At 62.8% G+C, this 26,825-nt stretch carries 23 protein-coding genes; 13 read left to right on the top strand and 10 right to left on the bottom strand.

Annotated elements, in window-relative coordinates; translation table 11 throughout:
* Positions 1 to 146: 146 nt before the first annotated feature.
* From ACL9RJ_RS20675 to ACL9RJ_RS20660, 4 genes are all read right to left on the bottom strand, one after another.
* Positions 147 to 332 carry a hypothetical protein gene (locus ACL9RJ_RS20675; RefSeq protein ID WP_244861828.1) on the bottom strand — a complete coding sequence of 62 codons (186 nt, stop codon included), beginning with the start codon at positions 330 to 332 and terminating at the stop codon, positions 147 to 149.
* A gap of 162 nt (positions 333 to 494) precedes the next feature.
* A complete protein-coding gene (locus tag ACL9RJ_RS20670; protein ID WP_177084998.1) occupies positions 495 to 731 on the bottom strand; it encodes a glutaredoxin family protein in 237 nt (78 codons plus the stop codon).
* Between the two features lie 66 nt (positions 732 to 797).
* Positions 798 to 1,769: an acyltransferase family protein gene (locus tag ACL9RJ_RS20665; RefSeq protein ID WP_422765612.1), complete on the bottom strand. Its 972-nt coding sequence runs from the start codon at positions 1,767 to 1,769 to the stop codon at positions 798 to 800.
* Positions 1,762 to 2,880: an acyltransferase family protein gene (locus tag ACL9RJ_RS20660; protein ID WP_017125894.1), complete on the bottom strand. Its 1,119-nt coding sequence runs from the start codon at positions 2,878 to 2,880 to the stop codon at positions 1,762 to 1,764. The genes ACL9RJ_RS20665 and ACL9RJ_RS20660 overlap by 8 nt, the downstream gene beginning before the upstream one ends.
* Before the next feature lie 177 nt (positions 2,881 to 3,057).
* On the opposite strand from ACL9RJ_RS20660, the gene ACL9RJ_RS20655 reads away from it, so the two are divergent.
* The gene (locus ACL9RJ_RS20655; protein ID WP_017125893.1) at positions 3,058 to 5,013 is read left to right on the top strand and encodes a monovalent cation:proton antiporter family protein; all 1,956 of its coding nucleotides are present in this window, start codon (positions 3,058 to 3,060) and stop codon (positions 5,011 to 5,013) included.
* 1 nt (position 5,014) lies between these two features.
* Here ACL9RJ_RS20655 and ACL9RJ_RS20650 read toward each other — a convergent pair whose 3' ends face one another.
* Positions 5,015 to 6,223, bottom strand: coding sequence for an ammonium transporter (locus ACL9RJ_RS20650; RefSeq protein ID WP_042935257.1), 1,209 nt, complete (start codon positions 6,221 to 6,223; stop codon positions 5,015 to 5,017).
* Between the two features lie 341 nt (positions 6,224 to 6,564).
* Here ACL9RJ_RS20650 and ACL9RJ_RS20645 point away from each other — a divergent pair, with 341 nt between their 5' ends.
* The 9 genes from ACL9RJ_RS20645 to ACL9RJ_RS20605 all read left to right on the top strand — a co-directional run bounded on the left by ACL9RJ_RS20645 (position 6,565) and on the right by ACL9RJ_RS20605 (position 18,700).
* A complete protein-coding gene (locus tag ACL9RJ_RS20645; RefSeq protein WP_017125891.1) occupies positions 6,565 to 6,879 on the top strand; it encodes a DUF883 family protein in 315 nt (104 codons plus the stop codon).
* A gap of 2 nt (positions 6,880 to 6,881) precedes the next feature.
* Entirely contained in the window at positions 6,882 to 7,259 is a 378-nt protein-coding gene (locus ACL9RJ_RS20640) for a phage holin family protein (RefSeq protein ID WP_017125890.1), read from the top strand.
* A complete protein-coding gene (locus ACL9RJ_RS20635; RefSeq protein ID WP_017125889.1) occupies positions 7,256 to 7,597 on the top strand; it encodes a hypothetical protein in 342 nt (113 codons plus the stop codon). Before ACL9RJ_RS20640 ends, ACL9RJ_RS20635 begins: the two co-directional genes overlap by 4 nt.
* A gap of 132 nt (positions 7,598 to 7,729) precedes the next feature.
* A complete protein-coding gene (locus ACL9RJ_RS20630; RefSeq protein WP_017125888.1) occupies positions 7,730 to 8,893 on the top strand; it encodes an EAL domain-containing protein in 1,164 nt (387 codons plus the stop codon).
* 69 nt (positions 8,894 to 8,962) lie between these two features.
* A complete protein-coding gene (locus tag ACL9RJ_RS20625; protein ID WP_017125887.1) occupies positions 8,963 to 10,294 on the top strand; it encodes a deoxyguanosinetriphosphate triphosphohydrolase in 1,332 nt (443 codons plus the stop codon).
* Between the two features lie 265 nt (positions 10,295 to 10,559).
* On the top strand, positions 10,560 to 10,976 hold the full coding sequence (locus ACL9RJ_RS20620) for a response regulator (RefSeq protein ID WP_017125886.1): 417 nt from the start codon (positions 10,560 to 10,562) through the stop codon (positions 10,974 to 10,976).
* Between the two features lie 309 nt (positions 10,977 to 11,285).
* Positions 11,286 to 11,915 (top strand): response regulator transcription factor, encoded by a 630-nt coding sequence (locus tag ACL9RJ_RS20615; protein ID WP_042935256.1) that lies wholly within the window; start codon positions 11,286 to 11,288, stop codon positions 11,913 to 11,915.
* Positions 11,916 to 11,923: 8 nt separating this feature from the next.
* Positions 11,924 to 15,607, top strand: coding sequence for a transporter substrate-binding domain-containing protein (locus ACL9RJ_RS20610; RefSeq protein WP_042935255.1), 3,684 nt, complete (start codon positions 11,924 to 11,926; stop codon positions 15,605 to 15,607).
* Positions 15,608 to 15,751: 144 nt separating this feature from the next.
* Positions 15,752 to 18,700 (top strand): HD domain-containing phosphohydrolase, encoded by a 2,949-nt coding sequence (locus ACL9RJ_RS20605; protein ID WP_042935254.1) that lies wholly within the window; start codon positions 15,752 to 15,754, stop codon positions 18,698 to 18,700.
* 7 nt (positions 18,701 to 18,707) lie between these two features.
* Here ACL9RJ_RS20605 and ACL9RJ_RS20600 read toward each other — a convergent pair whose 3' ends face one another.
* Both ACL9RJ_RS20600 and ACL9RJ_RS20595 read right to left on the bottom strand, forming a co-directional pair.
* Positions 18,708 to 19,190, bottom strand: a complete 483-nt coding sequence (locus ACL9RJ_RS20600; protein WP_017125882.1) for a GAF domain-containing protein — start codon at positions 19,188 to 19,190, stop codon at positions 18,708 to 18,710.
* On the bottom strand, positions 19,187 to 20,077 hold the full coding sequence (locus ACL9RJ_RS20595) for an ATP-binding protein (protein ID WP_042935253.1): 891 nt from the start codon (positions 20,075 to 20,077) through the stop codon (positions 19,187 to 19,189). Before ACL9RJ_RS20595 ends, ACL9RJ_RS20600 begins: the two co-directional genes overlap by 4 nt.
* A 175-nt stretch (positions 20,078 to 20,252) precedes the next feature.
* Between ACL9RJ_RS20595 and ACL9RJ_RS20590 the strand changes: the two genes are divergently transcribed.
* The gene (locus ACL9RJ_RS20590) at positions 20,253 to 22,571 is read left to right on the top strand and encodes a hybrid sensor histidine kinase/response regulator (RefSeq protein WP_017125880.1); all 2,319 of its coding nucleotides are present in this window, start codon (positions 20,253 to 20,255) and stop codon (positions 22,569 to 22,571) included.
* On the opposite strand, the gene ACL9RJ_RS20585 is transcribed toward ACL9RJ_RS20590, so the two are convergent.
* From ACL9RJ_RS20585 to msrB, 3 genes are all read right to left on the bottom strand, one after another.
* Positions 22,558 to 23,016 carry a MarR family winged helix-turn-helix transcriptional regulator gene (locus ACL9RJ_RS20585; protein WP_017125879.1) on the bottom strand — a complete coding sequence of 153 codons (459 nt, stop codon included), beginning with the start codon at positions 23,014 to 23,016 and terminating at the stop codon, positions 22,558 to 22,560. The genes ACL9RJ_RS20590 and ACL9RJ_RS20585 overlap by 14 nt on opposite strands.
* A complete protein-coding gene (locus tag ACL9RJ_RS20580) occupies positions 23,013 to 23,498 on the bottom strand; it encodes a glutathione peroxidase (RefSeq protein WP_017125878.1) in 486 nt (161 codons plus the stop codon). Before ACL9RJ_RS20580 ends, ACL9RJ_RS20585 begins: the two co-directional genes overlap by 4 nt.
* Before the next feature lie 134 nt (positions 23,499 to 23,632).
* Complete coding sequence (gene msrB / locus ACL9RJ_RS20575; RefSeq protein ID WP_017125877.1) at positions 23,633 to 24,028, bottom strand: peptide-methionine (R)-S-oxide reductase MsrB; 396 nt, start codon at positions 24,026 to 24,028, stop codon at positions 23,633 to 23,635.
* A gap of 223 nt (positions 24,029 to 24,251) precedes the next feature.
* On the opposite strand from msrB, the gene ACL9RJ_RS20570 reads away from it, so the two are divergent.
* Positions 24,252 to 25,463 (top strand): pyridoxal phosphate-dependent aminotransferase, encoded by a 1,212-nt coding sequence (locus ACL9RJ_RS20570; protein ID WP_017125876.1) that lies wholly within the window; start codon positions 24,252 to 24,254, stop codon positions 25,461 to 25,463.
* Between the two features lie 318 nt (positions 25,464 to 25,781).
* Positions 25,782 to 26,669, top strand: coding sequence for a protease HtpX (gene htpX / locus ACL9RJ_RS20565; RefSeq protein ID WP_017125875.1), 888 nt, complete (start codon positions 25,782 to 25,784; stop codon positions 26,667 to 26,669).
* The last annotated feature ends 156 nt before the right edge of the window (positions 26,670 to 26,825 follow it).

Genomic DNA, 26,825 nt, shown 5'->3' with positions numbered 1-26,825 from the left:
TTACCCTCTTGATCTTTCCTGGTTTCGTCCCTGGGTGCGCATGTCATGGTGGACATCCTGTCCCAACACCGAGACGAAAACTGTATGAATATACAGTAACTGAATTTTTCGTAATCCGCCAACGGATTACCGGCCGCACACTGCGGTCATGATTCCCTGGGATGGACCTTTCCATAGACGTTGCCGCCGATGAACGAACCCACCGTGCCCAGGATCACCATGGCATAGGTTGCACCATCAATCTTTCCATACCATGTCAAGGTCGCGGTGCTTACACCTACCACCAATGTCGCGAGAAATTTGCGTCCGCCCAATTGGTTGACCAGCAACACTTGCCTCCCTTTCATCTCACTTCCTCCCTGCACCACCGAACGTGCTGCATCAAAACGTCATGACGCGACGTAAGCACAGGCGTTTTGCGGGTGCAAGCTCAGGCAATTTGATGAAACAGAAGGGTCGGGACAGCGTTGATCGCGGGGATTCAGGGGAAGGATTCAGCGCACAAAGGCCACGACCTGCTCGGCATCGAAAGGCCAACCGAGCTCCGCGCCGTTATCCGCCCGGCGCAACACCGGAATCCGCAGGCTGTAGGTCTCGAACAGCTCTTCGCTGTCGGCGATGTCCACCAGTTCGACCATCAGGCCGTGTTCGACCAGCGGCATCAGCACCGCTTCGGCGACTTCACAGAGATGGCAACCCAGGGTGCCGAACAATTGGCATTCAGGAAGCATGGCAAAGGGTCCGGGACAGGATGAAGGTTCATTCTAGGCCCGTCGCCCGGGGCAGTCGAGCCGGCCTCAGAGAATGAACCGCGCGCGCCGGCTGGCGAGGATCAGCAGCGGCGCCGCGAGGAAGGCCAGGGCCAGGACCACGACGGTCAGGGTGTTGCCGTACGCCAACCCCATCGACAGTGCCCCGTAGAGAAACAGCGGGTGCACGTAGTAGAGCGCCGAGGACAGCTTGGCGTTGAGAGTGCTGGTGGACGCCCGGAAAAACACGAACGGCAGCAGGAACAATGCCGGTGTGATCAGGGGCAACGACACCAGGAAATCGAAGTTCTGCCGGGCATCGGCCTGATGCGAGTAATTCAGCCAGGCCTCGCCCAGCACCAGCACTAGGCCCACGACGAATGCCCCGCAGACCTGCCCCCGCGTGACCTTTTCCGGCACCCCGTGGCGGGCCAGCAGAAACCCCAGGGCCATGAACGGAAAGCCCATGAACAGGAAGTTGCGGGCGGTATAGTCGTTCTGGTTGAAGTGCTGGAGAAAGGCATTGGGCAATTCGAAATAGACCCGCGCATATTGCAGCACCAGGCCCACCGTGAATGCCCCCAGCGCCAGCACCATCAGCAGGCCCGTTGGCCGTTGGCGCAACAGGTAGAGGATCAGCCCGCCGCCGAGCATGCCCACCAGGTACCAGAGGTGGAAATAACCGATCACGAACTGCTTGAGGATCGCCAGCACCCCGCCGACACTGCCCAGGGCGGCGAAACTCGTGTAGGTCGGGCTGTAGACCAGCATCCAGAACAGGTACAGCAGCAGGCCGCGCTTGAACCAGAGCGCGAAGGAGTGGCCGCGGGCAAGGGTCTGCCACAGGTAATAGCCGTTGATGACAAAAAAGGTCGGCACCGCCACCCGGAACAGGCCATTGCACAGCACATAGCCCGGCGCCGTGTAGTTGCCGCCCATGAAATGGCAGTGCAGCACCACGACGAATACCGCCAGCAGGACTTTCAGCGCATCCAGGTTGCCGTTGAGGGCTTTAGCCATCGTTCTTCACCTGTCGTCCCGCGGCATCGGTCTGCTGGCGCGATGTCGCGCCGCGGAACCGGCGCTTGCAGTAGCTCGTCGCGCGGTCGAGTACCGGCTTTTCAAAGAACGAGTAGCCGACCCAGCCGTAGCACAGCACTGCGACCATCATCAGTATCAGGAACAGCAGGTTGTCCAGCAGGCTCCCCGGCCAGTTGCCGATCACCAGCCAGGCGCGGCCAATCACCCCGAGTACCAGCAAGTGCGACAGATAGATCGTGTAGGACATGTCGCCGGTAAACACCAGGGGCTGTGGAAAACGAATCAGCTGGCGTCGTTCCAGCAGCACCAGTGACAGGGTCAGGGCACCGAATACCAGGCCGACCGCGAGCATCCGAACCAGCCCTTCGCTGAAGAACAACTGGTAGTGGTAGATCAGCGGAAAACCCACCAGCAGGCTCGCGGCGAACATCAGCCAGACCACCGCCGTCGGCACCCGCGCGCTGTGCCGGCCATAGAAGAACAGGGCCAACGCACTGCCGACGATGAATTCCAGCGCATAGGGATGCAGCACGATCTTCAGCGCCGGCGAATAGTCCTGCCAGGAGTCCAGCAGGTTGAACAGCACCAGCGCCAGCGCCCATATCGCCAGCAGGACGGGCAGCCAGCGCTCGCGCAAGGCCAGCAGCAGGCTGAACACCAGGTAGAACCACAATTCGAACACCAGCGACCAGGCCACCATCACCAGCAGCACGCGCTCGTTGGGCAGCAGCAGGAACGACATCAGCAGGTTCGAGCCGCCATGGGAGCTGTTGACCAGCGTCGGCGACAACAGATAGACCACCAGGGTGATAAAGAAATACAGCCAGTAGTTGGGGTAGATCCGCGACACCCGGTTGAACAGGAAACGCTGGACCTGGACCTTGTCCTGGAAGCGTCCACGGGTGACGATCACCATGACGAAACCGCTGATGACAAAAAACAGATCGACGCCCAACTGGAAGAAGTCCACCAGCGCCGGCAGCAACGCATCGCCACCGGAGTACTTGAGCTCCACCGCCGCCATGTGAAACAGCACCACCCCCAATACTGCCGCGCCCCTCAGGCCCTGCAGAGAATACAGACGCTCCATACTCCTCTCCGTCGTCTACTCGCTGAAAGGACGCCTCCCCCTGGCATTCCGAAGTTGAGCATAGCGAACCGTGCCAAATATGAGACATTGCTTTGAAACGATGACCGCCATCAATCGATGCCCTGCCCGCCTGCATGATGCTGGCGGCTTTTTTGTCGGTCCTGACCGGAGACGCTTGTGTTTGCCAATCTGTTGATCATCCTCGCCTCGTCACTGGTGGTGATTGCGCTGTTCCGGCGCCTGCAACTGCCACCGGTGCTGGGCTACCTGTGCGTCGGCCTGCTGGTCGGCCCAACCGCCTTCGGCTGGGTCAACGACAACGAGAACCTGCCGGACCTGGCCGAGCTGGGCGTGGTGTTCCTGCTGTTTTCCCTGGGGCTGGAGTTCTCCCTGTCGAAAATGCTCGCCCTGCGCCGCGTGGTATTCGGCCTCGGCAGCCTGCAGGTGGCCTGTACCGGTGCGGCGCTGGGCAGCCTGCTGGTGTTCTTCGGCATGCCGCTGGTGGCGGCGCTGATGCTCGGCGCCGGCCTCGCCCTGTCCTCGACGGCAATCGTCAGCAAGGAGCTGACCAGTCTCGGCGAGATCTTCAGCAGCCACGGTCAGAACGCGATCGGCGTGCTGCTGTTCCAGGATGTGATCGCGGTCCTGCTGCTGACCCTGGTCCCGGTGTTCGCCGGCAGCAGCGACCAGGCCTGGTACTGGGCGCTGCCGATCACCCTGGGGAAAACCCTGGTGCTGTTCGTCGGCCTGCTGCTGGCCAGCCGCTGGCTGCTGCCACGGCTGTTCCATGAGGTCGCCGCATCGCACTCGGCGGAACTGTTTGTCCTGCTGGCGCTGGTGATCGTCCTGCTGACTGCCTGGCTGACCCACCTGCTGGGGCTTTCGCCAGCCCTGGGGGCGTTCCTTGCCGGCATGCTGCTGGGGGAAAGCCACTACCGCCACCAGATCGAAGCCGATATCCGGCCGTTCCGCGACATCCTGCTGGGGGTGTTCTTCGTCAGCATCGGCATGCTGATCGACCTGCAACTGTTCGCCGACCACGGCCTGCTGATTCTCGGCCTGACCCTGGCCTTGCTGCTGATCAAGGGCGCGATAGTGGCGCTGCTGGTCAGGTTGCGCGGCAGCGATGCGGAAACCGCCTGGCGCAGCGGCCTGGCCCTGGCCCAGGGCGGTGAATTCTGCTTTGCGCTGATGGCCCAGATGCAGCAGAACAAGCTGATGCCGGCTGATATCAGCGGCCTGCTGCTGGCCGCGACCTTCTGCTCCATGGTCCTCACCCCACTGCTGCTGCGGGCCGCCCCGCGGATCGCCGCCCGGCTGCACCGCAAGCCGAACCAGGAGGCCCGGCTCGAGGAGATCAGCGCGCTGAACGCGGAACTGCACGGGCACGTGGTGATCTGCGGCTACGGGCGCGTCGGCCAGTCCATCGGGCGTTTCCTGCGCCGGGAACAGCAACGCTTCGTCGCCCTCGACGACGACCCGGTACGGGTGCGCGAGGCAGCGGCCGGTGAAAGCTGCGTGCACTACGGCGACTCACGTCGTGGCGACCTGCTGGCCGCCGTCGGCCTCGAACGGGCGCGGCTGCTGGTGATCGCCGTGGACAAGACCGATATCGCCATGCTCGTCCTCAAGGCCGCCCGCCACCTGAATACGACGGTGCCGATCCTGGTCAGGACCCGTGACGACAGTCAGCTCGCCGAGCTGAAGGCCGCCGGTGCCAACGAAGTGGTCCCGGAACTGCTGGAGTCGAGCCTGATGCTCGCCTCCCACGCGCTGATCATGCTCGGGGTTGCCGAGCCGCAGGTGCAGGCCCGGGTCAATGAGGTCCGGCACACCCGCTACAAGCTGCTGCGCGGTTTCTATCACGGCGCGCAGACCAACCTGCTCGGCACCCAGGGCCAGCCCAAGGTGCTGATGCACGCGGTGAACCTGGCCGTCGACGCCCATGCCTGCGGCCAGTCGATCAATACCCTTGAACTCGAACAGCTGGGCGTCGAAGTCCAGGGCCTGCAGCGCGCCGGCAAGGAACTCGAGGTGGACGGCGATACCGCCCTGCACGCCGGAGATACCGTGCTGATGTCCGGGACACTGGCCGCCATCGAAGCGTGCGAGGCACGCCTGCTCGGGGGCTGAATCAGTCCTGGCTGACCGCGCCGATCTTGTGTATCGACAGATCGGCGCCGTAGTACTCTTCTTCCTGGCTCAGGCGCAGGCCATGCACCGCCTTGATCGCGCCGTACACGGCAAAACCGCCGATCAGCGCGACCGCCACGCCCGACAGCGTGCCGATCAACTGGCTGATCAGGCTGACACCGCCCAACCCGCCCAACGCCTGCTGGCCGAAGATCCCGCAGGCCACCCCGCCCCACACGCCGCACAGGCCGTGCAGCGGCCAGACACCCAGGACATCGTCGATCTTCCACTTGCTCTGGGTGGCGATAAAGCACCAGACAAACAACCCGCCGGCCACCGCCCCCGTCACCAGCGCACCCACCGGATGCATCAGGTCGGAACCGGCACAGATCGCCACCAGCCCGGCCAATGGCCCGTTGTGCAGGAAGCCCGGGTCGTTGCGACCGATGATCAGCGCCGCCACCGTGCCGCCGACCATCGCCATCAGCGAGTTGACCGCCACCAGGCCGCTGACGCCTTGCAGGGTCTGCGCACTCATCACGTTGAAGCCGAACCAGCCGACGATCAGGATCCATGACCCCAGGGCCAGGAACGGGATGCTCGATGGCGCGAACGCCACCAGTCGTCCATCGCGGTAACGCCCCTGGCGCGGCCCGAGCAGCAGGACCGCCGCCAGCGCCAGCCAGCCGCCCATGGCGTGCACCACCACCGAGCCGGCGAAGTCATGGAAGCTCGCCCCGAAGCGCTCCAGCAACCAGGCCTGCAGGCCGAAATTGCCATTCCAGACCACGCCCTCGAAGAAGGGATAGACGAATGCCACGATCAGCGCCGTGGCGCACAATTGCGGGGCAAACCGTGCACGCTCGGCGATCCCGCCGGAAATGATCGCGGGAATGGCCGCGGCGAACGTCAGCAGAAAGAAGAATTTCACCAGCCCATAGCCATGATCGCCACTGATCTGCGCCGCCGGGTGCAGAAAGCTCACGCCGTAGGAGATCCAGTAACCGATGAAGAAATAGGCCAGGGTCGAGATGGCGAAGTCACTGAGGATCTTCGACAGCGCATTCACCTGGTTTTTCTGGCGTACAGTGCCGACTTCGAGAAAGGCAAAACCGGCGTGCATGGCCAGGACCATGACCGCGCCGATCAGGATGAACAGGGTATTGGAGCCATGGACCAGAGTGTCCACAGCGCTTTGCAAATTTTCCATGGAGACGGCAGACCTGAAGTCAGGGAAAAGCACCAAAGCTGTTCAATGCGCCCATTTTTCGCACTCTATTGGCGCAATCGGCGACCGGCGGCGAACCGCTTTGGCGCAGGGCGAAGAACAGGGTCAGGGACCACTTCGGTTTTTTCCGCGTATTTTGATTATTTAGGGTAAGGTTTTCGCGGGTTCCCGCCGATCGACGCCCAGATAAGGCGCACGCATCGGCAACAACGCACCAGCACATAGCAAAACCTGTACCAGCCGATCGCAGTGAACCTTCGCCCACGGCCTGTACTCGAACCTGTCACACGCCTTTCACAACGCCTCTCAAGGAGAAGAACACCATGGTCAGCAAAACGGCAAAGACTGCTCAGGAAATACTGATGGCGGATTTTCAGACCCTGGTCAGCGACACGGAACGTCTGCTCGAACATACCGCGACCCTGGCCGGCGACCAGGCTGACGAGCTGCGCGCGCAGATTCACGACAGCCTGTTGAAGGCCCGGGAGACCCTGCAACTGACCGAGGCGTCCCTGCGCGAGCGCGGCCAGGCCGCCGTGGTGGCGACCGAGGACTATGTCCAGGCCAATCCCTGGCAGTCCGTCGGCATCGCCGCCGGGATCGGCTTCCTGATCGGCCTGCTGGCCACGCGGCGCTGATCATGGCGAGCGATGAAGCGGGCAGCACCCGCTCCTCCACGCGCCGCCTGGGCGCCGCCTTCCTCGGCCTGCTGCACAGCCATGTCGAGCTGTTCGGCATCGAACTGCAGGAACAGAAGGCCCGCACCGTCAGCCTGCTGCTGTTCGCCGGACTGGCGCTGGTGTTCGCCCTGCTGCTGTTGATCGGCCTTTCGGCACTGGTGCTGATCCTGGTCTGGGACACCTATCGCCTGACCGGCATCATCGGCCTGTGCGCCTTCTATACGCTGGCGGCACTGTTTTGTGGCCTGCGCCTGAAGGCGGCGATCTTCGATGAGTCCTCTCCCTTCCACGCCACGCTCGAAGAGCTGGCCAACGACCGCGAGCGACTGCTGCCATGAGTGCCCCCGAACTGAAACAGAACAGCTCGCGCCGGGAAATGCGCAAGGCGCTGATTCGCCTGCGCATGGAAATGCACCGCCAGGAAATCCGCCATGAGTCCGGGCAGTTGCTGCAACCACTGCAACGCATGCGCGGCCTGGGCCAGAACTGGCAGGACAATCTCGGCATCAAGCACGCCCCGCTATGGGGGATCGGCGTGGTCACCCTGCTGGGCTTTCTCGGCGGCAAGGGCGCCAAGGGCAGCGGCCTCAATGGCCTGTCCCGCCTGATCCGCCTGGGCACCAGCCTGCTTCCGCTGATCAGGCTGGCACTGCAAGGCTCATCCGGCAAACGCTGATCCCGGCGAATCTGGCTGCATTCTTGCAGTAGCAATGGATCGAACGCGAACCGACGGCGGTTTTCCGTGGTTCGCGCCATTCCACCCTGCCCGTGTGCCAGCCAGCCCCATAACACCGACCAAGGAGGCTCCGTGATCGACGGGCAACCGCTCGCCTGCTTTCAGCCCTTTATCGATACCGCCACCGGACGCATCGCCGGCGTCGAGGCGCTTGGCCGACTGCGCCAGGCCGATGGGCAACTGACCTCCGTGGGACCGCTGTTCGCCGACCCGCGCACGCCGTCCGCGGCCTTGCGTCGCCTCGACCGACAGATCCGCGACAACGCCCTGAGCCGCCTGCACGAAGCCCCCGCGGAGTGGTTCCTGAGTCTCAACATGTCCCCCCGCTGGATCAGCCGCCTGAGCAGTGGCCAGGCCCTGCCGAGCCTGAAACAACTGCAGCAGCACGGTGTCGACCCACGGCGTATCGTCTTTGAAATCACCGAATTGAGCGGTGACAGCTCGCGCCTCTCGGAAGCGGTCAGCCGCTATCGCGAAGCCGGCGCGCGGATCGCCATCGATGATTTCGGTGCCGGGTATTCGCAACTGGATCGGGTCCTGGCCCTGCAGCCGGATATTCTCAAGCTCGATATGCGCCTGTTCCAGGCGGCCGCCCGTGGCGGACCGAGCAGCGAAGTGGTCAAGGCCCTGGCGCAGATGGCGGAAAAGACCGGCTGCTGGATCATCGCCGAAGGGGTGGAAACCGAAGCCGAGCTGAATTTCGCCCTGGAGTGCGGTTCACGCTACGTGCAGGGCTATCTGTTTGCCAGGGCCGAACTGGACTTTTTCCCCAGCGATGCCTTCGTCGCGCGGTTCGCCGAATTGCGTGAACGCTATGTACAGAAAAAACTCGCCGAGCGGGCCCGACTGATGAGCCTGCGCCTGCAACTGGGCGAGCTGATGGGCATCCTCCAGGCCTGGGCCCAGGCCCAGGCGCCGATCAGCCAGTTGCCGCAACTCGACAGTTATCCCTGGCTGCTGCGCTTTTACCAATGCGACCGGCACGGCACGCAACTGACGCCGAACCTGGAGTGGCGCAACCATGCCTGGCACGCCGACAGCAGCTACCTGGGCCACAACTGGTCATGGCGCCCGTACTTCTATCACCTGCTGGCCGAAGGCTGGGATGAACGCCGCCTGACCCTGTCCAGCACCTACCGCGATGCCACCAGCAACCAGTATTGCCTGACCGCCGGACAGTTCTTCGACAACGGCCAGCGTCTGCTGCTGATCGATATCGACGCCGCCGGCTTGTAGTTTTTGCTTGCAGGCGCGCCGCCTAACCGGGAAGCTGGTGGTTCAATCACCCGACGGAGAGAACGCGCCTTGGATTGGCAAACCCTGCTCAACCGCGAACGCCTGGGAAAGCCCCTGCACAGCCCGCAAGAGCTGGGACGCAGCCCTTTCCACAAAGACCATGACCGTATCATCTTCTCCGGAGCCTTCCGGCGCCTGGGGCGCAAGACCCAGGTGCACCCGGTGTCGAGCAACGACCATATCCACACCCGCCTGACCCACTCGCTGGAAGTCAGTTGCGTCGGTCGCTCCCTCGGCATGCGCGTCGGCGAAACCCTGCGCGGCGCCCTGCCCGACTGGTGCGAGCCGAGCGACCTGGGCATGGTCGTGCAATCGGCCTGCCTGGCCCACGACATCGGCAACCCGCCCTTCGGCCATTCCGGCGAGGATGCGATCCGCCACTGGTTCCAGCAGGCGGCCGGGCGTGGCTGGCTGGACGACATGAGCGTCGCCGAGCGTGCCGACTTCCTCAATTTCGAAGGCAACGCCCAGGGTTTCCGGGTGCTGACCCAGCTGGAATACCACCAGTTCGACGGCGGTACCCGCCTGACCTACGCAACCCTCGGCACCTACCTCAAGTACCCCTGGACCGCCCGGCACGCCGATTCCCTGGGTTACAAGAAGCACAAGTTCGGCTGCTACCAGAGCGAATTGCCGATCCTCGAACAGATCACCCAGAAGCTCGGCCTGCCGCAGCTGGAAGAACAGCGCTGGGCGCGGCATCCGCTGGTCTACCTGATGGAGGCCGCCGATGACATCTGCTACGCCCTGATCGACCTCGAGGACGGCCTGGAGATGGATCTGCTGAACTACGCGGAAGTCGAGTCGCTGCTGCTCGGGCTGGTGGGCGACGACCTGCCGGAAACCTACCGGCAACTGGGTCCGCAGGACTCGCGGCGGCGCAAGCTGGCGATCCTGCGCGGCAAGGCCATCGAGCACCTGACCAACGCCGCTGCCAGGGCCTTTGTCGAACAGCAGGACGCCTTGCTCGCCGGGACCCTGTCGGGCGACCTGGTGGAACACATGCACGGGCCGGCCAAGCGCTGCGTGCTCAACGCGAAGGACATCGCGCGCAAGAAGATCTTCCAGGACAAGCGCAAGACGCTCCACGAGATCGGTGCCTACACCACCCTGGAAATCCTCCTGAACGCGTTCTGCGGCGCCGCGTTGGAGCAGCATGGCGGCCGTACGCCGTCGTTCAAGCACCGGCGGATCCTCGACCTGCTCGGCAACAATGCACCTCACCCGGACTGGCCGCTGCACACCTCGTTCCTGCGCATGATCGACTTCATCGCCGGGATGACCGACAGCTACGCCAGCGAAATGGCCCGGGAAATGACCGGCCGCTCCAGTCCCCAGTGATCCCGCGGGCCCGCTGGCGCCAAGCCGGCGGGCCCGCGAGCGAACAGCGATGCCCGCGTCCCACACGGAGAAAGCCTACATTTGCCCCGGAATCACCTGATGGAGACTATGTTGGACCCGCTGAAATAATCCATTCCCTCTTAGTCTGCCACCCGGACTCAATCCGACCCCTCGCTCAACAAGCGCCCGACTTCAGGCCCACCCCCCTGTTCCACGCCTGCTCCTGAAGCCTTGTTCGAAGTAGGTAGTTCGCCTGGAAAATCGCATGTCCAAACAAAACCTGCGTGTATTGCTGGTGGAGGATCATCCCTTTCAACTGGCCGCGACACAGAGCCTGCTCAACAGCTACGGCTACCATCTCCTCACCCCGACCTCAAACGCAGCCGAAGCCCTGACGGCCATGGAGGCCTCGCCGGCGCCCTTCGACCTCATGCTCTGCGACCAGTGCCTGCCCGACCTGCTGGGACTCGAATTGATCCAGACCGCCAATCAGCGCGGCAAGATCAAACAGGCGATCCTGCTCAGCAGTCTCAGCCTCGAAGAGCTCCAGGTGCTCAGCGAAGCGGCCGTGTCGCGCAATATCCCCTTGCTGGGCTGCCTGACCAAACCCCTCAATGGCCTCGCGCTGAAAAACATATTGGCGTTTGAAAGGCAGCGGATGACGAAAAATCATTCAGCGTGAGGAAAACACTTCAGTCATGCCGCCAAGGTACACAATCCAAGTACATAAATATTACAAATACCGATCCACCTATCTGTAGGATACTTCCTAAGAATCTATAAAAAACCACAAACACTAAACCAACATTCATAACCAAAAAATCTAAAAGGTCGCGCACTTCCACCTTTGGCTTGCCAAGAGCGTAAGTCAACAGCCTAATTAAAGTAGGAATATTCCTATACAGCTTCTGTAGGCGCCTCTATTCATGCGCCTCGGGGTGCAACTGAGCTAATGTGCGCGCTTTCTACGAAGCTCGTATGGGATTTTATTATGAACTCGGTTTTTATCGTCGACGACCACCCCGTTGTCCGCCTTGCCATCAGGATATTGTTGGAACAGGAAGATTGTTATGAAATAGTTGGCGAGACGGACAATGGCGTCGATGCGATGCAGATGGTGCGCGAATGCATGCCGGACCTGGTCATTCTCGATGTCAGCATTCCCAAGCTGGATGGGCTGGAAGTCCTGGCCCGCCTGGACGGAATGAACCTCTCGCTGAAAACGCTGGTATTGACCGGACAGTCGCCCTCGCTCTTTGCCATTCGCTGCATGCAATCGGGAGCCGCCGGGTATGTCTGCAAGACGGAAGACTTGAGCGAATTGATGAGCGCGGTGAAAGCGGTATTATCCGGCTACAATTACTTCCCTAGCCAGGCGTTGATCGGTGGACGAAAAGATGAAGCGACAAATCCGGAAATGGAACTTTTCAAACTGGTGAACGACCGGGAACTGATGGTATTGCAACTGTTCGCCCAAGGGCGGACGAACAAGGAAATCGCCAAGGGCATGTTCCTCAGTAACAAGACCGTCAGTACCTACAAGAAACGCCTGATGCAAAAACTGAAAGCCAAATCCCTGGTAGAGCTGATCGAAATGGCCAAACGCAACGCGGTAGTGTGAGAAAACGGATGCCCACGCGCTTAAAGGATTATCTGGCAATCATCACGGGAATGTTCCTGTGCCTGTCAGCGCTTGCAGAAACCGGCGATGTCACCCACTTCGCCCTGCTCAGCCGTTCGAGCAGCGGCCATCTCGAGGTACGGTTCGACAAGGAACAACGCCGCTGGATCGAGGACCACCGCACGCTGGTGCTGGGCACCTCGGCCCCGGACTATCCGCCGTTCGACATGACGGTCAGCGGGCGTGACTACGAGGGCATCACGGCGGACTACGCGGGTATTCTCGCCAGGGCCATGGGCCTGCCCGTCAAGGTACAGAGCTTTGCAACCCGCGAAGCGGCAATCCAGGCCCTCGAGGACGGCAAGATCGACCTGCTCGGGAGTGCCAATGGCTTCGAAGCCGTCAACAAGAACATCGCACTGTCCATCCCCTATGCCGTCGACCAGCCGGTACTGGTCACCCGCGAGGGCGAGACCCGCTCACTGACCGACGGCCTGGCCGGCATGCGCCTGAGCATGGTCTACCACTACCTGCCGCTGGATGAGATCAAGACGCTGTATCCCGACGCGATCATCCAGTTCTACCCCTCCTACCTGAATGCCATCAATGCGGTTGCCTTCGATCAGGCCGATGTCTTCCTGGGCGATACCATTTCCACCCACTACCTGATCAACAAGGGCTACCTGCGCAATGTGAAAATGGCCAATTTCGGCAAGCACGAAGCCTACGGCTTCAGTTTTGCCGTACGGGGCGACAACCCGCTGCTGCTGGGCATCCTCAACAGCATCCTGCAGGCCATCCCCACCGGCGAACGCGAGAGCATCGCCCAACGCTGGAGCGCTGGCAGCGATATCCTGCTGACCGACCACAAGCTGCAACTGACCAACCGCGAGGAACAGTGGCTCAAGGCCAATCCGCTGGTGCGGGTGGTGGTCAACGAGGCCCTCGCGCCCGTTACCTTCTTCGATGCCGATGGCAACTTTCGCGGGGTGACGGCCGACCTGCTGGAACTGATCCGCCTGCGCACCGGCTTGCGCTTCGAAATACAGAAGTCCCGCAGCCTGGACGACATGATCGGCCGCATCGGCAGCGGCAAGGCCGACGTCATTGCCGCCATCAGCCCGACCAATACGCGGGAAAACCTCCTGCACTTCAGCCGCCCCTACATGGAGAACTCCTTCGTCCTGCTCACGGCGAAAGGCAAGGACAGCCCCGGCAACCTCGACCAGATGCAAGGCAAGCGCCTGGCCATCACCCGCGGCAACCCGCTGACCGACTACCTGCGCAACGACTTCCCGCAGATCCGCCTGGTGGAAACCGATGACAGCCTCAAGGCGGTCGAACTGCTCGCCCAGGGTCAGGTGGAAGGCGCAGTGGGCTCGCTGGTGATCGCCAATTACCTGATTGCCTCGCAGGTGTTCGAAGACAAGCTGCAGATCAGCGCCACCATCGGCACCCAGCAGGCGGTCTTCGCCCTGGCCACCGCACGCGGCGCCACCGAACTGGGCTCGATCCTGGACAAGGCACTGCTGAGCATCGCGCCTGACGAACTGGGCATCGTCAACAGCCGCTGGCGCGGCTACACGCCGGCTTCCGACAGCTACTGGCGCAACTATCATCGCCTGATCATCCAGGTCGTCATCGGCGCCAGCGTGCTGTTGCTGCTGTCGCTGACCTGGAACGCCTACATGCGCCGCCAGATCCGTCAGCGCCAACTGGCGGAGCGGGCCCTGAGCGACCAGTTCGAATTCATGCGGGCCCTGGTCAATGGCACCCCGCACCCGATCTACGTGCGCGACCGCCAGGGCCTGCTGCAGACCTGCAACGACAGCTACCTGGAGGCATTCTCGGCGAAGCTCGAAGATGTCGTCGGCAAAAGCGTGCAGGACGGCGCACGGGCCCTTGGCAACGAGCAGGAGGCCGACGAGTACCAGGCCGACTACCTGCGGGTCATCGACGAAGGCACGCCGCTGATCTGTGATCGCACCCTGCACATTGGCGGGCGGGAATTGGCCATCTACCACTGGATCCTGCCCTACCGCAACTCCCTGGGCGACGTGCAGGGGATCATCGGCGGCTGGATCGATATCAGCGAACGACGCCAGTTGTTCGAGGAACTGCGCTCGGCCAAGGAACAGGCGGACGACGCCAACCGGGCCAAGAGCACCTTCCTGGCAACCATGAGCCATGAGATACGCACGCCGATGAATGCGGTGATCGGCATGCTCGAACTGACCCTCAGGCGCGCAGACCAGGGCCATCTCGACCGCCCCGCCATCGAGGTCGCCTACAACTCGGCCAAGGACCTGCTGGAACTGATCGGCGACATCCTCGATATCGCCCGCATCGAATCCGGCCGCCTCAGCCTGTCCCCGGAACGCGTCAACCTGACCGAACTGGTGGACTCGGTCGCCCGTGTGTTCGATGGCCTGGCCCGACAGAAAAGCCTGAGCCTGGTGATGCTGGCGCCGACACAGAACCGCCCGTGCGACGTGCTGGTCGATCCGCTGCGCTTCAAGCAGATCCTGTCCAACCTGATCAGCAACGCGATCAAGTTCACCGAGCAGGGACAGATCAGCATCGGCCTGAACATCCAGCCTGCCGCGGATCCGCAACAGGTCGACGTGCAACTGCGGGTCGAAGACACCGGCATCGGCATCAGCCACGCCGACCAGGTGCGTCTGTTCCAGCCGTTTGCCCAGGCCGACAACTCCGGGCACCTGGCCCGCAGCGGTGCCGGGCTGGGCCTGGTGATCTGTCGCAGTCTCTGTGAAATGATGGGCGGCACCCTGACCCTCTCCAGCGTCCCCGGCCAGGGCACCCAGGTCACGGTGTCACTCAAGCTCGGCTGCCTGGAGCCGATCCAGGGCGTGATCGAGCGTGAGCCGGAGATCCCCCCGGCCCTGCATGAATTGAATGTGCTGGTAGTCGACGATCATCCCGCCAATCGCTTGTTGATGTGCCAGCAACTGGGCTTTCTCGGGCATCGATTCAGCACCGAGCAGAACGGTGCGACCGGCTTGCAGGCCTGGAAGGACGGACACTTCGACCTGGTCATCGTCGACTGCAACATGCCCGTGATGAACGGTTATGAGCTGACTCGTCGCCTGCGTGAACACGAGGCCGCACAGGCCCGGCCACGTTGCACGGTGCTCGGCTTCACCGCCAACGCCCAGCCGGAAGAGCGCACCCGCTGCCTGCAGGCCGGGATGGATGATTGCCTGTTCAAGCCGATCAGCCTGACCGCACTGAACAAGAAGCTGGCCGACCTGCGCCCGCTACCCTTCGATCCCCCCTTCAGCATCGAAGGCCTGAACGCCCTGACCGGCGGCGAACCGCTGCTGGTGCGACGGCTGATGGACGAATTGCTCAACAGTTGCCGCAACGATCGCGACGAATTGATCGCGCTGCCGCTGCAGTCGGGCCCCGGCGCGTTCATGGACATGGCCCACAAGATCAGGGGCGCGGCCCGGATCATCCAGGCCCGGACCCTGGTCGAGCGTTGTGAACACCTGGAGAAAGCCTGCGAGCAGAACGTTTCCGCGAATGTGATCGACAACGCCAGGGCAGCGATCCTCGAAGCCATGTCAGCCCTGGAGACTGCCTTGCAACAGCACCTGGCCCGACTGGCGGAAAAAAATCCCGGCCAGGAGAGTTCCCCCCACCAGACAAAACCCTCTGAAATGGAGTAAAAAACACCCAGGGCGGAGCATTGTCCGTGCACAGTCCCCCCCTCTCGGCAGGACCCACGACAAACGAGACCGCCCGATCTTCGGCGAACCGTTGCCCGCCTGGACGCTGAGCAAGTGCACCGCATCACCAAGGAGACAGTTGCGATGCCCAGTTCAATGCCCGCCCCCAGGCGCCGGTTCCCCCTGCACATCCACATCAGCATCCTGTTCACCTGCCTGCTCTTGCTCACCGGCGCGCTGCTGGGGGTGTTCAACTACCAGCAAACCACCCGCATCATCCTTTCCAGCAGCGACAAACTCTTCGGCAGGATCCAGGACGACGTCCAGCTGGACCTGCAAAACACCTACCAGCCGATTCGCCACCTGCTGAGCCTGCTGGCCATCGACAGCCGCAACCAGGCCTCCGACCTGCAACAGCGCCTGGCCTTGCTCAAGCCGTTCACCCAGGCCCTCAATGACAATCCCGACCTCGCCTCGCTGTACCTGGGTTACACCAGCGGCGACTTTTTCATGGTCCGGCCATTGCGCGATCCGCTCCTGCGCGCCTACGTCAAGGCCCCGGACACGGCGGCCTTCCAGGTCTGGAGCATCGAACGCAATACCGCGGACGGCAGCCTGCAATCGCAGTCGCTGTTCTACGACGCCAACCTCGCCCTGATCAGCCGCCAGGAAAATCCCGAGGAAATCTACGATCCCCGTACCCGCTCCTGGTTCGACAGCGCCCTGGAGGGCGAAGGCCAGATCACCACCGAGCCCTATGTGTTTTTCTCGACGCACAACGTTGGTACCACCCTTGCCCGACGCAGCGCCTCGACCGTGGTGGTGGCCGCGGACCTGACCCTGGCGGAGTTGTCCGCGACCCTGGGCAAGCACAAGGTCACCCCCGACACCGAAATCGTCCTGTTCGATGACCAGGACAACGCGGTGGCCTATCCCGACTACAACCGCCTGACCCACCAGGGCGGCAGCCAACTGGCGAAAGTCGCGGACCTGAGCCCGGTGTTGCAGCGCTTCATGGACCCGGCGACCCGGCCCGGCAATCACTTCAGCACCCTTGACCGACGCTGGATCGTGGCTCGCAGCAATCTCTCGGAGGGTGGTCCCAGCGGCCTGCACCTGGCCCTGCTGGTCCCGGAGGACCAACTGCTCGAAGACGCCTACCGGATCCGCTGGCAAGGGGCACTGCTGACCCTGGCCACGCTCCTGCTGTGCCTGCCACTGGGCTGGTTGACCTCCAGACTCCTGGTCAAGCCCCTGCGGGCACTGGTGCGGGAGGCCGATGCGATCCGCAGCTTCGATTTCAACTACCCCGCCACTCCGAATTCGCCGGTCCTGGAAGTCGACCAACTGACGGTGTCGATGACCCGCATGAAAGGCACCCTGGCCAGTTTTTTCGAGATATCCGCCAGCCTCTCGGCGGAAACCCGCTTCGAACAGCTGTTGCAGCGTGTGCTCAACGAAACCATGAAGATCGGCCAGGCCCGCGCGGGCCTGTTGTACCTGCTCAACGCGGAGAACCAGCGACTCGAGCCGCAGGGCCTGATCATCGATGGCGAGCAGCACGACCCGCGGCACTTCGCCATTCGCAGCGATGCCGTGGCAGATACCCGACGCGAAGCCTGGCTGAGTCGACTCGACAACCACGACAGCACCGTCGCGACCCTGGGCTTCGAGCAGGCCGCCGACCTGCAGAAGGTGATGCTCGCCCTGGAAGCGCCGAGCGTCCACCTGATCGGCGTTCGCCTGCACAATCGCCACGGTGAAACCGTCGGAGTCCTGGCCTTGCTGCTGCCCGACAGCGGCACCGAGGCCGACCTGGAAAACCTCAAGCCCGACCGGATCGCCTTTATCAGCGCCGTCTCGGGCGCGGCGGCGGCCTGTATCGAGAGCCAGCATCTGCAGGTGCGGCAGAAACAGCTGCTCGACGCGTTCATCCAGTTGCTCGCGGGGGCCATCGACGCCAAGAGTCCCTACACCGGCGGTCATTGCCAGCGTGTGCCGGTCCTGACCCTGATGCTGGCCGAGGCCGCCGCGGCCAGCGAACAGGCGCCGTTCAAGGACTACCAGCCCTCGCCGGACGAGTGGGAGGCGCTGCATGTGGCGTCCTGGCTGCACGATTGCGGCAAGGTCACCACGCCGGAGTACGTGGTCGACAAGGCCACCAAGCTGGAAACCCTCTACGACCGCATCCACGAAATACGCACCCGTTTCGAAGTGCTCAAGCGCGACGCCTGGATCGACTACTGGCAGGCCCGGGCAAACGGCGGCGACGAACAGGCCCTCGCCACCACCCGCGATGCCAGCCTGAGCAGCCTGGATGCCGACTTTGCCTTTGTCGCCCGCTGCAACCTGGGTGGCGAGGCCATGGCCGAGGCCGACCTGGAACGCCTGCGCGGCATCGCCCGACGTACCTGGACACGGACCCTGGACGATCGCCTGGGCGTGTCCTGGGAAGAAAACCGGCGCCAGGAAAACAGTCCCGCCGCGCCCTTGCCCGCCATCGAGCAGCTGCTGGCCGACAAGCCCGAGCACCTGTTCGAACGCAGCGCCGCCGAACAGATGCCCGCCGACAACCCCTGGGGTTTCCAGCTGGATGTACCGGCCCACAAGTTCAACCGCGGCGAGCTGTACAACCTGAGCATCCCCCGCGGCACCCTGACCCGCGAGGAGCGCTATATCGTCAACCATCACATGGTGCAGACCATCATGATGCTCAGCCACCTGCCCTTTCCCCGCCACCTGTCCACGGTCGCGGAAATCGCCGGCGGCCATCACGAGAAGATGGACGGCAGCGGTTATCCGAAACGCTTGAGGCGCGAGCAGATGAGCCTGCCGGCAAGAATGATGGCGATTGCCGATATCTTCGAGGCACTGACCGCGGCGGACCGTCCCTACAAGAAGGCCAAGCCGCTGAGCGAGGCACTGGGCATCATGGCCGGCATGTGCCGCGATGCCCATATCGATCCGGAACTGTTCGAGCTGTTCATGCGCGAGGAAATCTACCTGCAGTACGCCAACCGCTACCTGCAACCCCAGCAGATCGATGAAATCGATGTCCCGGGGTTGCTGGCCAAGGCCGGGCTCACGGCGTGAGCGCGGTTCAGCAGTCGGTCAGGCGCAGGAAAATCGCCGCCAGTCCTTCGATGCCCGCCTGATCTTCCGGGGTGAAGCGGGCCAGGCGCGGGCTGTCGAGGTCGAGCACGCCGATCAGCTTGCCGTCCTTGACCAGCGGCACCACCAGTTCGCTGTTCGACGCGCTGTCACAGGCGATATGCCCGGCGAACGCGTGCACGTCCTCGACCCGCTGGGTCTGCAGGCTGGCCGCCGCCGCGCCGCAGACGCCACGACCGAAGGGAATCCGCACGCAGGCGATCTGCCCCTGGAACGGCCCGAGCACCAGTTCCTCGTTGCGATTGAGGTAGAAGCCGGCCCAGTTCAGGTCGTCCAGCTGGTTGAACAGGAACGCCGAGAACTGCGCCGCGTTGGCGATGAAATCGCGCTCGTCCGCCAGCAACGACTCCAGTTGCGCACAGAGCAGCCCGTAGCCGTCCAGACCCGCGCCGGCCTTTTGCAAATCGATCATGGTGCCTGCTCCAGCAATTTCAATCCGACCCAGTAACGCGCGAACTGATAGGCGCAACGACCGTTGCGGTTGCCGCGCCCGGTGGCCCAGCGCACCGCCTGGATGTCCAGTTCTTCGTCACGCTGCCACTTCAGCCCGGCCTTGAGCGCCAGTTCGCCGATCCAGTGCTCGACCACACTGAGGAAATGCTCCTGGGTGAACGGGTAGAACGACAGCCACAGGCCGAACCGGTCGGAGAGCGCGATCTTGTCCTCGACCGCTTCGCTGGGGTGCAGCTCGCCGTCGACCCGCTTCCAGTTCTCGTTGTCGCTTTCCTTCTCCGGGACCAGGTGCCGGCGGTTCGATGTGGCGTACAGCAGCACATTGTCCGGGGCCTGCTCCAGCGAGCCGTCGAGCACGCTCTTGAGCACCCGGTAGTCGCCTTCGCCGGACTCGAACGAGAGGTCGTCGCAGAACAGCACGAAACGCTGTGGCAACTTCATCAGTTGTTCCACCACCCGCGGCAGGTCCGCCAGGTGATCGCGCTCGATCTCGATCAGGCGCAGGCCGGCACCGGCATGTTCTGCCAGCAAGGCGCGGACCAGCGATGACTTGCCAGTGCCCCGCGATCCCCAGAGCAGCGCATGGTTGGCCGGCAGGCCGTCGATGAACTGCCGGGTGTTGCGGGCCAGTTGCTCGCGTTGCTTGTCGACACCGATCAGGTCGGACAGGCGCATGTCCAGGCTGACCTCCAGCGGCAACAGGTAGCCGGTACGGCCTTCACGCTGCCAGCGGGCCGCCAGGCAACGATCCCAGTCGATCACCTGGCGCGTGGCGGGCAGCAGGGGTTCCAGGCGGGAGAGAAACGCATCGGCGCGTTCCAGAAAGGCATTCAATCGAGCATCCACGACTTTTCCTCAGGCAAGTTCACACTCATGATGTCGCGTCGGCGCCCTCGGGCGCGTCAAAACAACCAGCAATCTCGGTCGACAATGTTTCGGGGCGCCATCACCACCTGCCGGTGACCCCGAAGGATCAGCTATGCTTGCCCGGCGAAGGGAAACGAACGTGGTACACCACCCCATGGATATAAAATTCACCCAGCGCTTGTCCTACAAGCAGGCCCGGTTGACCGTGCTGGTCGGGTTTATCCTGGGGACACTGCTCAGCCTGGTACAGATCGGTCTCGATTATGCCAGCGAAAACGCCTCCATCAATCGTGAAATCCTTTCGCTGCTGGAAATCAGCCACAACCCGGCCTCCAGAATCGCCTACAACATCGATGCCGAACTGGCCCAGGAACTGACTCTCGGCCTGTTGCGTTCGCCGGCCGTGCTGCGGGCGCAGTTGATCGACAACAACAAATCGGTGCTGGCCAGCGTCGAGCGCCCCCGCCAGAGCGGCAACTACCGGATGATCAGCGATTACCTGTTCGGCGCCGACCGGCAATTCGAGGACCGGCTGTTTCTCAGCCACCTGCCGAACGAATCCCTCGGTATCCTGCACCTGGATGTCGACACCTACACCTTTGGCATCCGTTTCCTCAAGCGGGCCGAAGTCACCCTGCTCAACGGCTTCGCCCGCAGTCTGATCCTGACCGGCATCCTCCTCGGGCTGTTCTACGTGATGCTGACCAAGCCGCTGGTGCGGGTCATCCGCGCGCTGAGCAACACTCAACCGGGAACCGCCCGGCAATCGCGGCTGGAGTTTCCCCCCGGTCATGAGAACGATGAGATCGGCGTCCTGGTCAAGGTCGCCAACCAGCAGTTCGACACCATGGCCACCGAGATCCAGCAACGACGCAATGCCGAGAACCGCCTGACCGACTACCTCGGGCAACTGGAAAACATCGTCTCGGCCCGTACCACCGAGCTCAAGGCGATCAATGCCCGCCTGAGCCAGTCCAACGAAGAGCTGGAAGTCGCCCGCAGCACCGCCCTCAACATGGCGCAGGCACGTTCGGCCTTCCTCGCCAACATGAGCCACGAGATCCGCACGCCCCTGAACGGCCTGCTGGGCATGATCGCGCTGTCCCTCGACAGCTCGCTGAATGCCGAGCAACGCCAGCAGTTGTCGATTGCCCATGACTCCGGAAAAGTCCTGGTGGAGCTGCTCAACGATATCCTCGATCTGTCGAAGTTCGACGCCGGGCAACTGGAACTGGAGAAAATCCCCTTCGACCTCGGCGCGCTGGTCGAGGACACCGCCAACCTGCTCTCGCAAAATGCCGCCCCGAGCGTCGAACTGGCCTGCCTGATCGACCCGCAGTTCCCGGCCCTGGTACTGGGCGACCCGACCCGGGTGCGGCAGATCGTCAGCAACCTGTTGTCCAACGCGCTGAAGTTCACCCGTTTCGGCCGCGTCGATGTGCGCCTGTCAGCCCGTGACGGCGGGGTACGGATCGAGGTCTGCGACACCGGCATCGGGATCGCCCAGGAAGCCCAGGCGAAGATTTTCCAGCCCTTCACCCAGGCCGGCGCCGGCATCACCCGCCAGTACGGCGGCACCGGGCTGGGGCTGACCCTGACCCATAACCTCTGCGAAGCCATGAAGGGCCGCCTGACCATCAACTCCGAAGTCGGCTTCGGCAGCCAGTTCTGCGCCGAACTGCCGCTGCCCAGCCATACACCGGCCGCCACGCCCAAGCAGCTCAAGGGCAAGATCATCGCCGTCAGCTCACCGGCCAGCGGCCTGAGCGAGTTGCTCGGCAACCAGTTGCCGGCCTGGGGCCTGGATTACCAGCGCTACGGACTCGACGACAGCCTCGCCGGCCTGCAGGCCGACCTGCTGATTACCGATTGCCCGGAATGCCTGTTCGGGCTGCGCCCGGCCATCACCGCACCGATCCTGCTGGTGACCGCCTACGGCAACTTCATGCCCAGCGAACAGGCCGCCGCCCTGGCCCCCTTGCAACAGCAGGCCCGCCCCCTGGCGCGCAACGCGCTGTATCAGATCCTGCAACGCACCCTGCAGGCGGACGATCCGACCGACCAGGCGGTGCAGGCCCAGGTCAACCAGCCACAACGCCGCGGGCGCATCCTGCTGGTGGAGGACAATCCGGTCAATCAACTGGTGGCCAAGGGCATGCTCGGCAAGCTGGGCTGCGAAGTGACCGTCGCCGCCCATGGCGGCGAGGCCCTCAGCCAGTTGGAACACAAGGATTTCGACATGGTGCTGATGGACTGCAACATGCCGGTCATGGACGGTTACGAGGCCAGCCGGCAGATCCGCCGCAGCGGACGCTGGCCGCATCTGCCGATCGTCGCGCTGACCGCCAACGCCATGCCCGAAGAACGTGAACGCTGCCGCGCGGCGGGCATGAACGACTACCTGGCAAAACCGTTCCGGCGCGAGGAGTTGATGGCGCTGCTGGAACTCTGGGTCCCGCCTACGGCTCCCTGATATACGCCAGCAACTGATCGAGGCCGTCGCGCAGTTCATCGAGCCGACCCAGGTCGACACCGCTGTCACAGAGCAGGCGCGCCTTGAGCGGTGCAACCTGCTCGCGCAGGGCCACGCCGGATGCCGTCAGGCTCAGGTGCACTTCACGTTCATCGCGGGGCGAACGCTGGCGCTGCACGAACCGCACCTGCTCCAGGCGCTTGAGCAACGGCGTGAGCGTCCCCGAGTCGAGCAACAGGCGCTCGCCCAGGGCCTTGACCGTGGGCTGCTCCGGCGCGGCTTCGTGCCATTCCCACAGCACCAGCATCACCAGGTACTGTGGATAAGTCAGGCCCAACTGCTCGAGCATGGGCTTGTAACCCCGGATAACCGCCCGCGAAGCCGCATACAGCTTGAAGCACAACTGACGATCGAGACGCAGGGAATCGAGGGACAGGTCATTCATTTGAGCAGGGCTTCAATCTCGCGGGTCAGGTCCTCGGGTTTGGTCAGCGGGGCAAAACGCTTCACCAGCTTGCCGTCCTTGCCGATCAGGAACTTGGTGAAGTTCCATTTGATGCGCTCGGAACCCAGCAGGCCCGGGGCGTCTTTCTTCAGTTGCACGAACAACGGGTGAGCGCCGTCGCCATTGACCTCGATCTTCTTGAACAGCGGGAAGCTGACGCCGTAGTTCAGCTCGCAGAACTCGGAAATCGCGCCTTCGTTGCCCGGCTCCTGCTTGCCGAACTGGTTGCAGGGAAAACCGAGAACCACCAGGCCCTGATCCTTGTAGTTCTGCCAGAGCTGTTCAAGGCCCTTGTATTGCGGGGTGAAACCGCACTTGCTGGCGGTGTTGACCACCAGTACGGCCTTGCCGGCGAAATCGCCGAGGGTCTTTTGCTCACCCTTGATGGTGGTGCACGGGATGTTCAGCAGGTTTGCGCTCATGACAGTTCCTCCATTGAATGCCAGATAAAATAGCGAGCAATTGAATTGCACACAACTCAATTTCCCGGACTGATGCCACGCCATATCGCCATTTGATAACACCGCCCCCGCGGGGGCGGTGCCTGTGGCAGGACTCAGCCCCGGGGGACCAGGTCCAGGCACACGGAGTTGATGCAGTAACGCAGGCCGGTCGGCGGCGGACCGTCCGGGAACACATGGCCCAGGTGTGCATCGCACCTGGCGCAGACCACCTCGGTGCGAATCATGCCGTGGCTGATGTCACGGATCTCGACCATCGCGCTCTCGCCGATCGGTTCGTAGAAACTCGGCCAGCCGCAACCCGAATCGAATTTCGACTTCGAGTCGAACAGCGGCGCGTTGCAACAGATGCAATGATAGACACCATCTGTCTTGGTGCCATTGTACTTGCCCGAAAACGGCCGCTCCGTGCCCTTCAGGCGACAGACGTTGTACTGCTCCGGATCGAGCATGGCGCGCCACTCTTCCAGGGTTTTCTCAAGCTTTTCCATCGTTACACCTCGGCGACTGAAAAACCCCGATCTGTATCTTTTCCGCGGATCGGGTGGCACGTATGATTGCGCCTCGTTGAACGCCAGTCTGGCACCCGCGCCAGGCGCATTCAAATCGGATTTTCCGAGCGCTGGCCAGGGACCACGGGACGCGCTGAAAACGCAGTATTGCCAGGGCGCTCAGCGAGTCGCCCGGATCGTCCATTTTCGGGATCAAATCGCCATGCAGGTCAGCAAATCGAACAAGCTCGCCAACGTCTGTTATGACATTCGCGGCCCGGTGCTCAAGCACGCCAAACGCCTGGAAGAGGAAGGCCATCGCATCCTCAAGCTGAACATCGGCAACCCGGCGCCCTTTGGTTTCGAAGCGCCGGACGAAATTCTCCAGGACGTGATCCGCAACCTGCCGACCGCACAGGGCTACAGCGACTCCAAGGGCCTGTTCAGCGCCCGCAAGGCGGTCATGCAGTATTACCAGCAGAAGCAGGTCGAAGGTGTCGGTATCGAAGACATCTACCTGGGCAACGGCGTCTCCGAACTGATCGTGATGTCGATGCAGGCGCTGCTCAACAACGGCGACGAAGTGCTGGTCCCGGCACCGGACTACCCGCTGTGGACCGCCGCCGTCACCCTTTCCGGCGGCAACCCGGTGCACTACCTGTGCGACGAACAGGCCAACTGGTGGCCCGACCTGGCCGACATCAAGGCCAAGATCACCCCGAACACCAAGGCCCTGGTGATCATCAACCCGAACAACCCGACCGGCGCGGTGTATTCGAAGGAAGTGCTGCTGGGCATGCTGGAACTGGCCCGCCAGCACAACCTGGTGGTGTTTTCCGACGAGATCTACGACAAGATCCTCTACGACGACGCCGTGCACATCTGCACCGCCTCGCTGGCCCCGGACCTGCTGTGCCTGACCTTCAACGGCCTGTCCAAGTCCTACCGGGTCGCGGGTTTCCGCTCCGGCTGGGTGGCGATTTCCGGTCCCAAGCACAATGCCCAGAGCTACATCGAGGGCATCGACATGCTGGCGAACATGCGCCTGTGCGCCAACGTGCCGAGCCAGCACGCGATCCAGACCGCCCTCGGCGGCTACCAGAGCATCAACGACCTGGTGCTGCCGCCCGGCCGCCTGCTGGAACAGCGCAACCGCACCTGGGAACTGCTCAACGACATTCCCGGTGTCAGTTGCGTGAAGCCCATGGGCGCGCTGTATGCCTTCCCGCGGATCGATCCGAAGGTCTGCCCGATCCACAACGACGAGAAATTCGTGCTGGACCTGCTGCTCTCGGAGAAGCTGCTGATCGTCCAGGGTACCGCGTTCAACTGGCCGTGGCCGGATCACTTCCGCGTCGTCACCCTGCCACGGGTCGACGACCTGGAACAGGCCATCGGTCGCATCGGCAACTTCCTGAAATCCTACCGCCAGTAATCTCCTACAACCCGCTGCGACTCCAGGAAAGAGTTGCAGCGTGGCCCCCCTCTCATCGGCTGTTTTTTGTATGCGCGTGCGTCACTCATCGAACTGTTCCGCAGGGAGCTGTCAAAGGCTCTGCGGCGCGGTTTCTGAAGTGACTGGAGGCGCTGCTGCAAGAAAAAATCGGCTTCCGCGCTTCGGAAATGACTGGCAGGATTCTAGAATCGAGCTGTAGGACACAGTTTGAAATAGTCACCCGGTTGAATAGGCGGTAGCGGCACCTTATATACCCCGCATGACGCTACATCTTTAGATGAGGAGAAACTTTCAACCATGATGCGCATCCTGCTGTTCTTGGCCACTAACCTGGCGGTCGTGCTGATTGCCAGCATCACCCTGAGCCTTTTCGGCTTCAACGGGTTCATGGCGGCCAACGGGGTTGATCTCAACCTCAATCAGCTGCTGATCTTCTGTGCGGTCTTTGGTTTCGCCGGCTCGCTGTTCTCGCTGTTCATCTCCAAGTGGATGGCGAAGATGAGCACCAGTACCCAAATCATCACCCAGCCACGCACCCGCCACGAACAATGGCTGCTGCAGACCGTCGAGCAACTGTCTCGCGAAGCCGGGATCAAGATGCCGGAAGTCGGTATCTTCCCCGCCTACGAGGCGAACGCCTTCGCCACCGGCTGGAACAAGAACGATGCCCTGGTTGCCGTCAGCCAGGGCCTGCTGGAGCGCTTTTCGCCCGATGAAGTGAAGGCCGTGCTGGCCCACGAGATCGGCCACGTGGCCAATGGCGACATGGTCACCCTCGCGCTGGTGCAAGGCGTGGTGAACACCTTCGTGATGTTCTTCGCGCGGATCATCGGCAACTTCGTCGACAAGGTCATCTTCAAGAACGAAGAAGGCCAGGGTATCGCCTACTACGTGGCGACCATCTTCGCCGAACTGGTCCTGGGCTTCCTGGCCAGCGCCATCGTCATGTGGTTCTCGCGCAAACGCGAATTCCGCGCCGACGAAGCCGGTGCCAGCCTGGCCGGTACCGCCGCGATGATCAGCGCCCTGCAGCGCCTGCGTTCCGAACAGGGCCTGCCGGTGCACATGCCCGACACCCTGAACGCCTTCGGCATCAACGGCGGCCTGAAGCAGGGCCTGGCGAAGATGTTCATGAGCCACCCGCCGCTGGAAGAGCGCATCGACGCCCTGCGTCGTCGCGGCTGACCTGATCCAGCCCCCGAGGCAGGCTATATGGGGGCAGGGTTGTGCGGGAGCAAGCTCTTTTGGGAGCGGACCCTTGTGGGAGCGGGGGGGGGGGAGAGAGAAGAGTCAAAAACAACAAAAAAACAACATACCAGCCCCACCACCCCCAAAACCCCC

Source organism: Pseudomonas sp. Mn2068 (assembly GCF_049319725.1).
GTDB classification, from domain to species: Bacteria; Pseudomonadota; Gammaproteobacteria; order Pseudomonadales; family Pseudomonadaceae; genus Aquipseudomonas; species Aquipseudomonas gingeri.
Note: the sequence above shows the minus strand (reverse complement) of the source record. Positions and strands in the feature narration are given on the sequence as shown.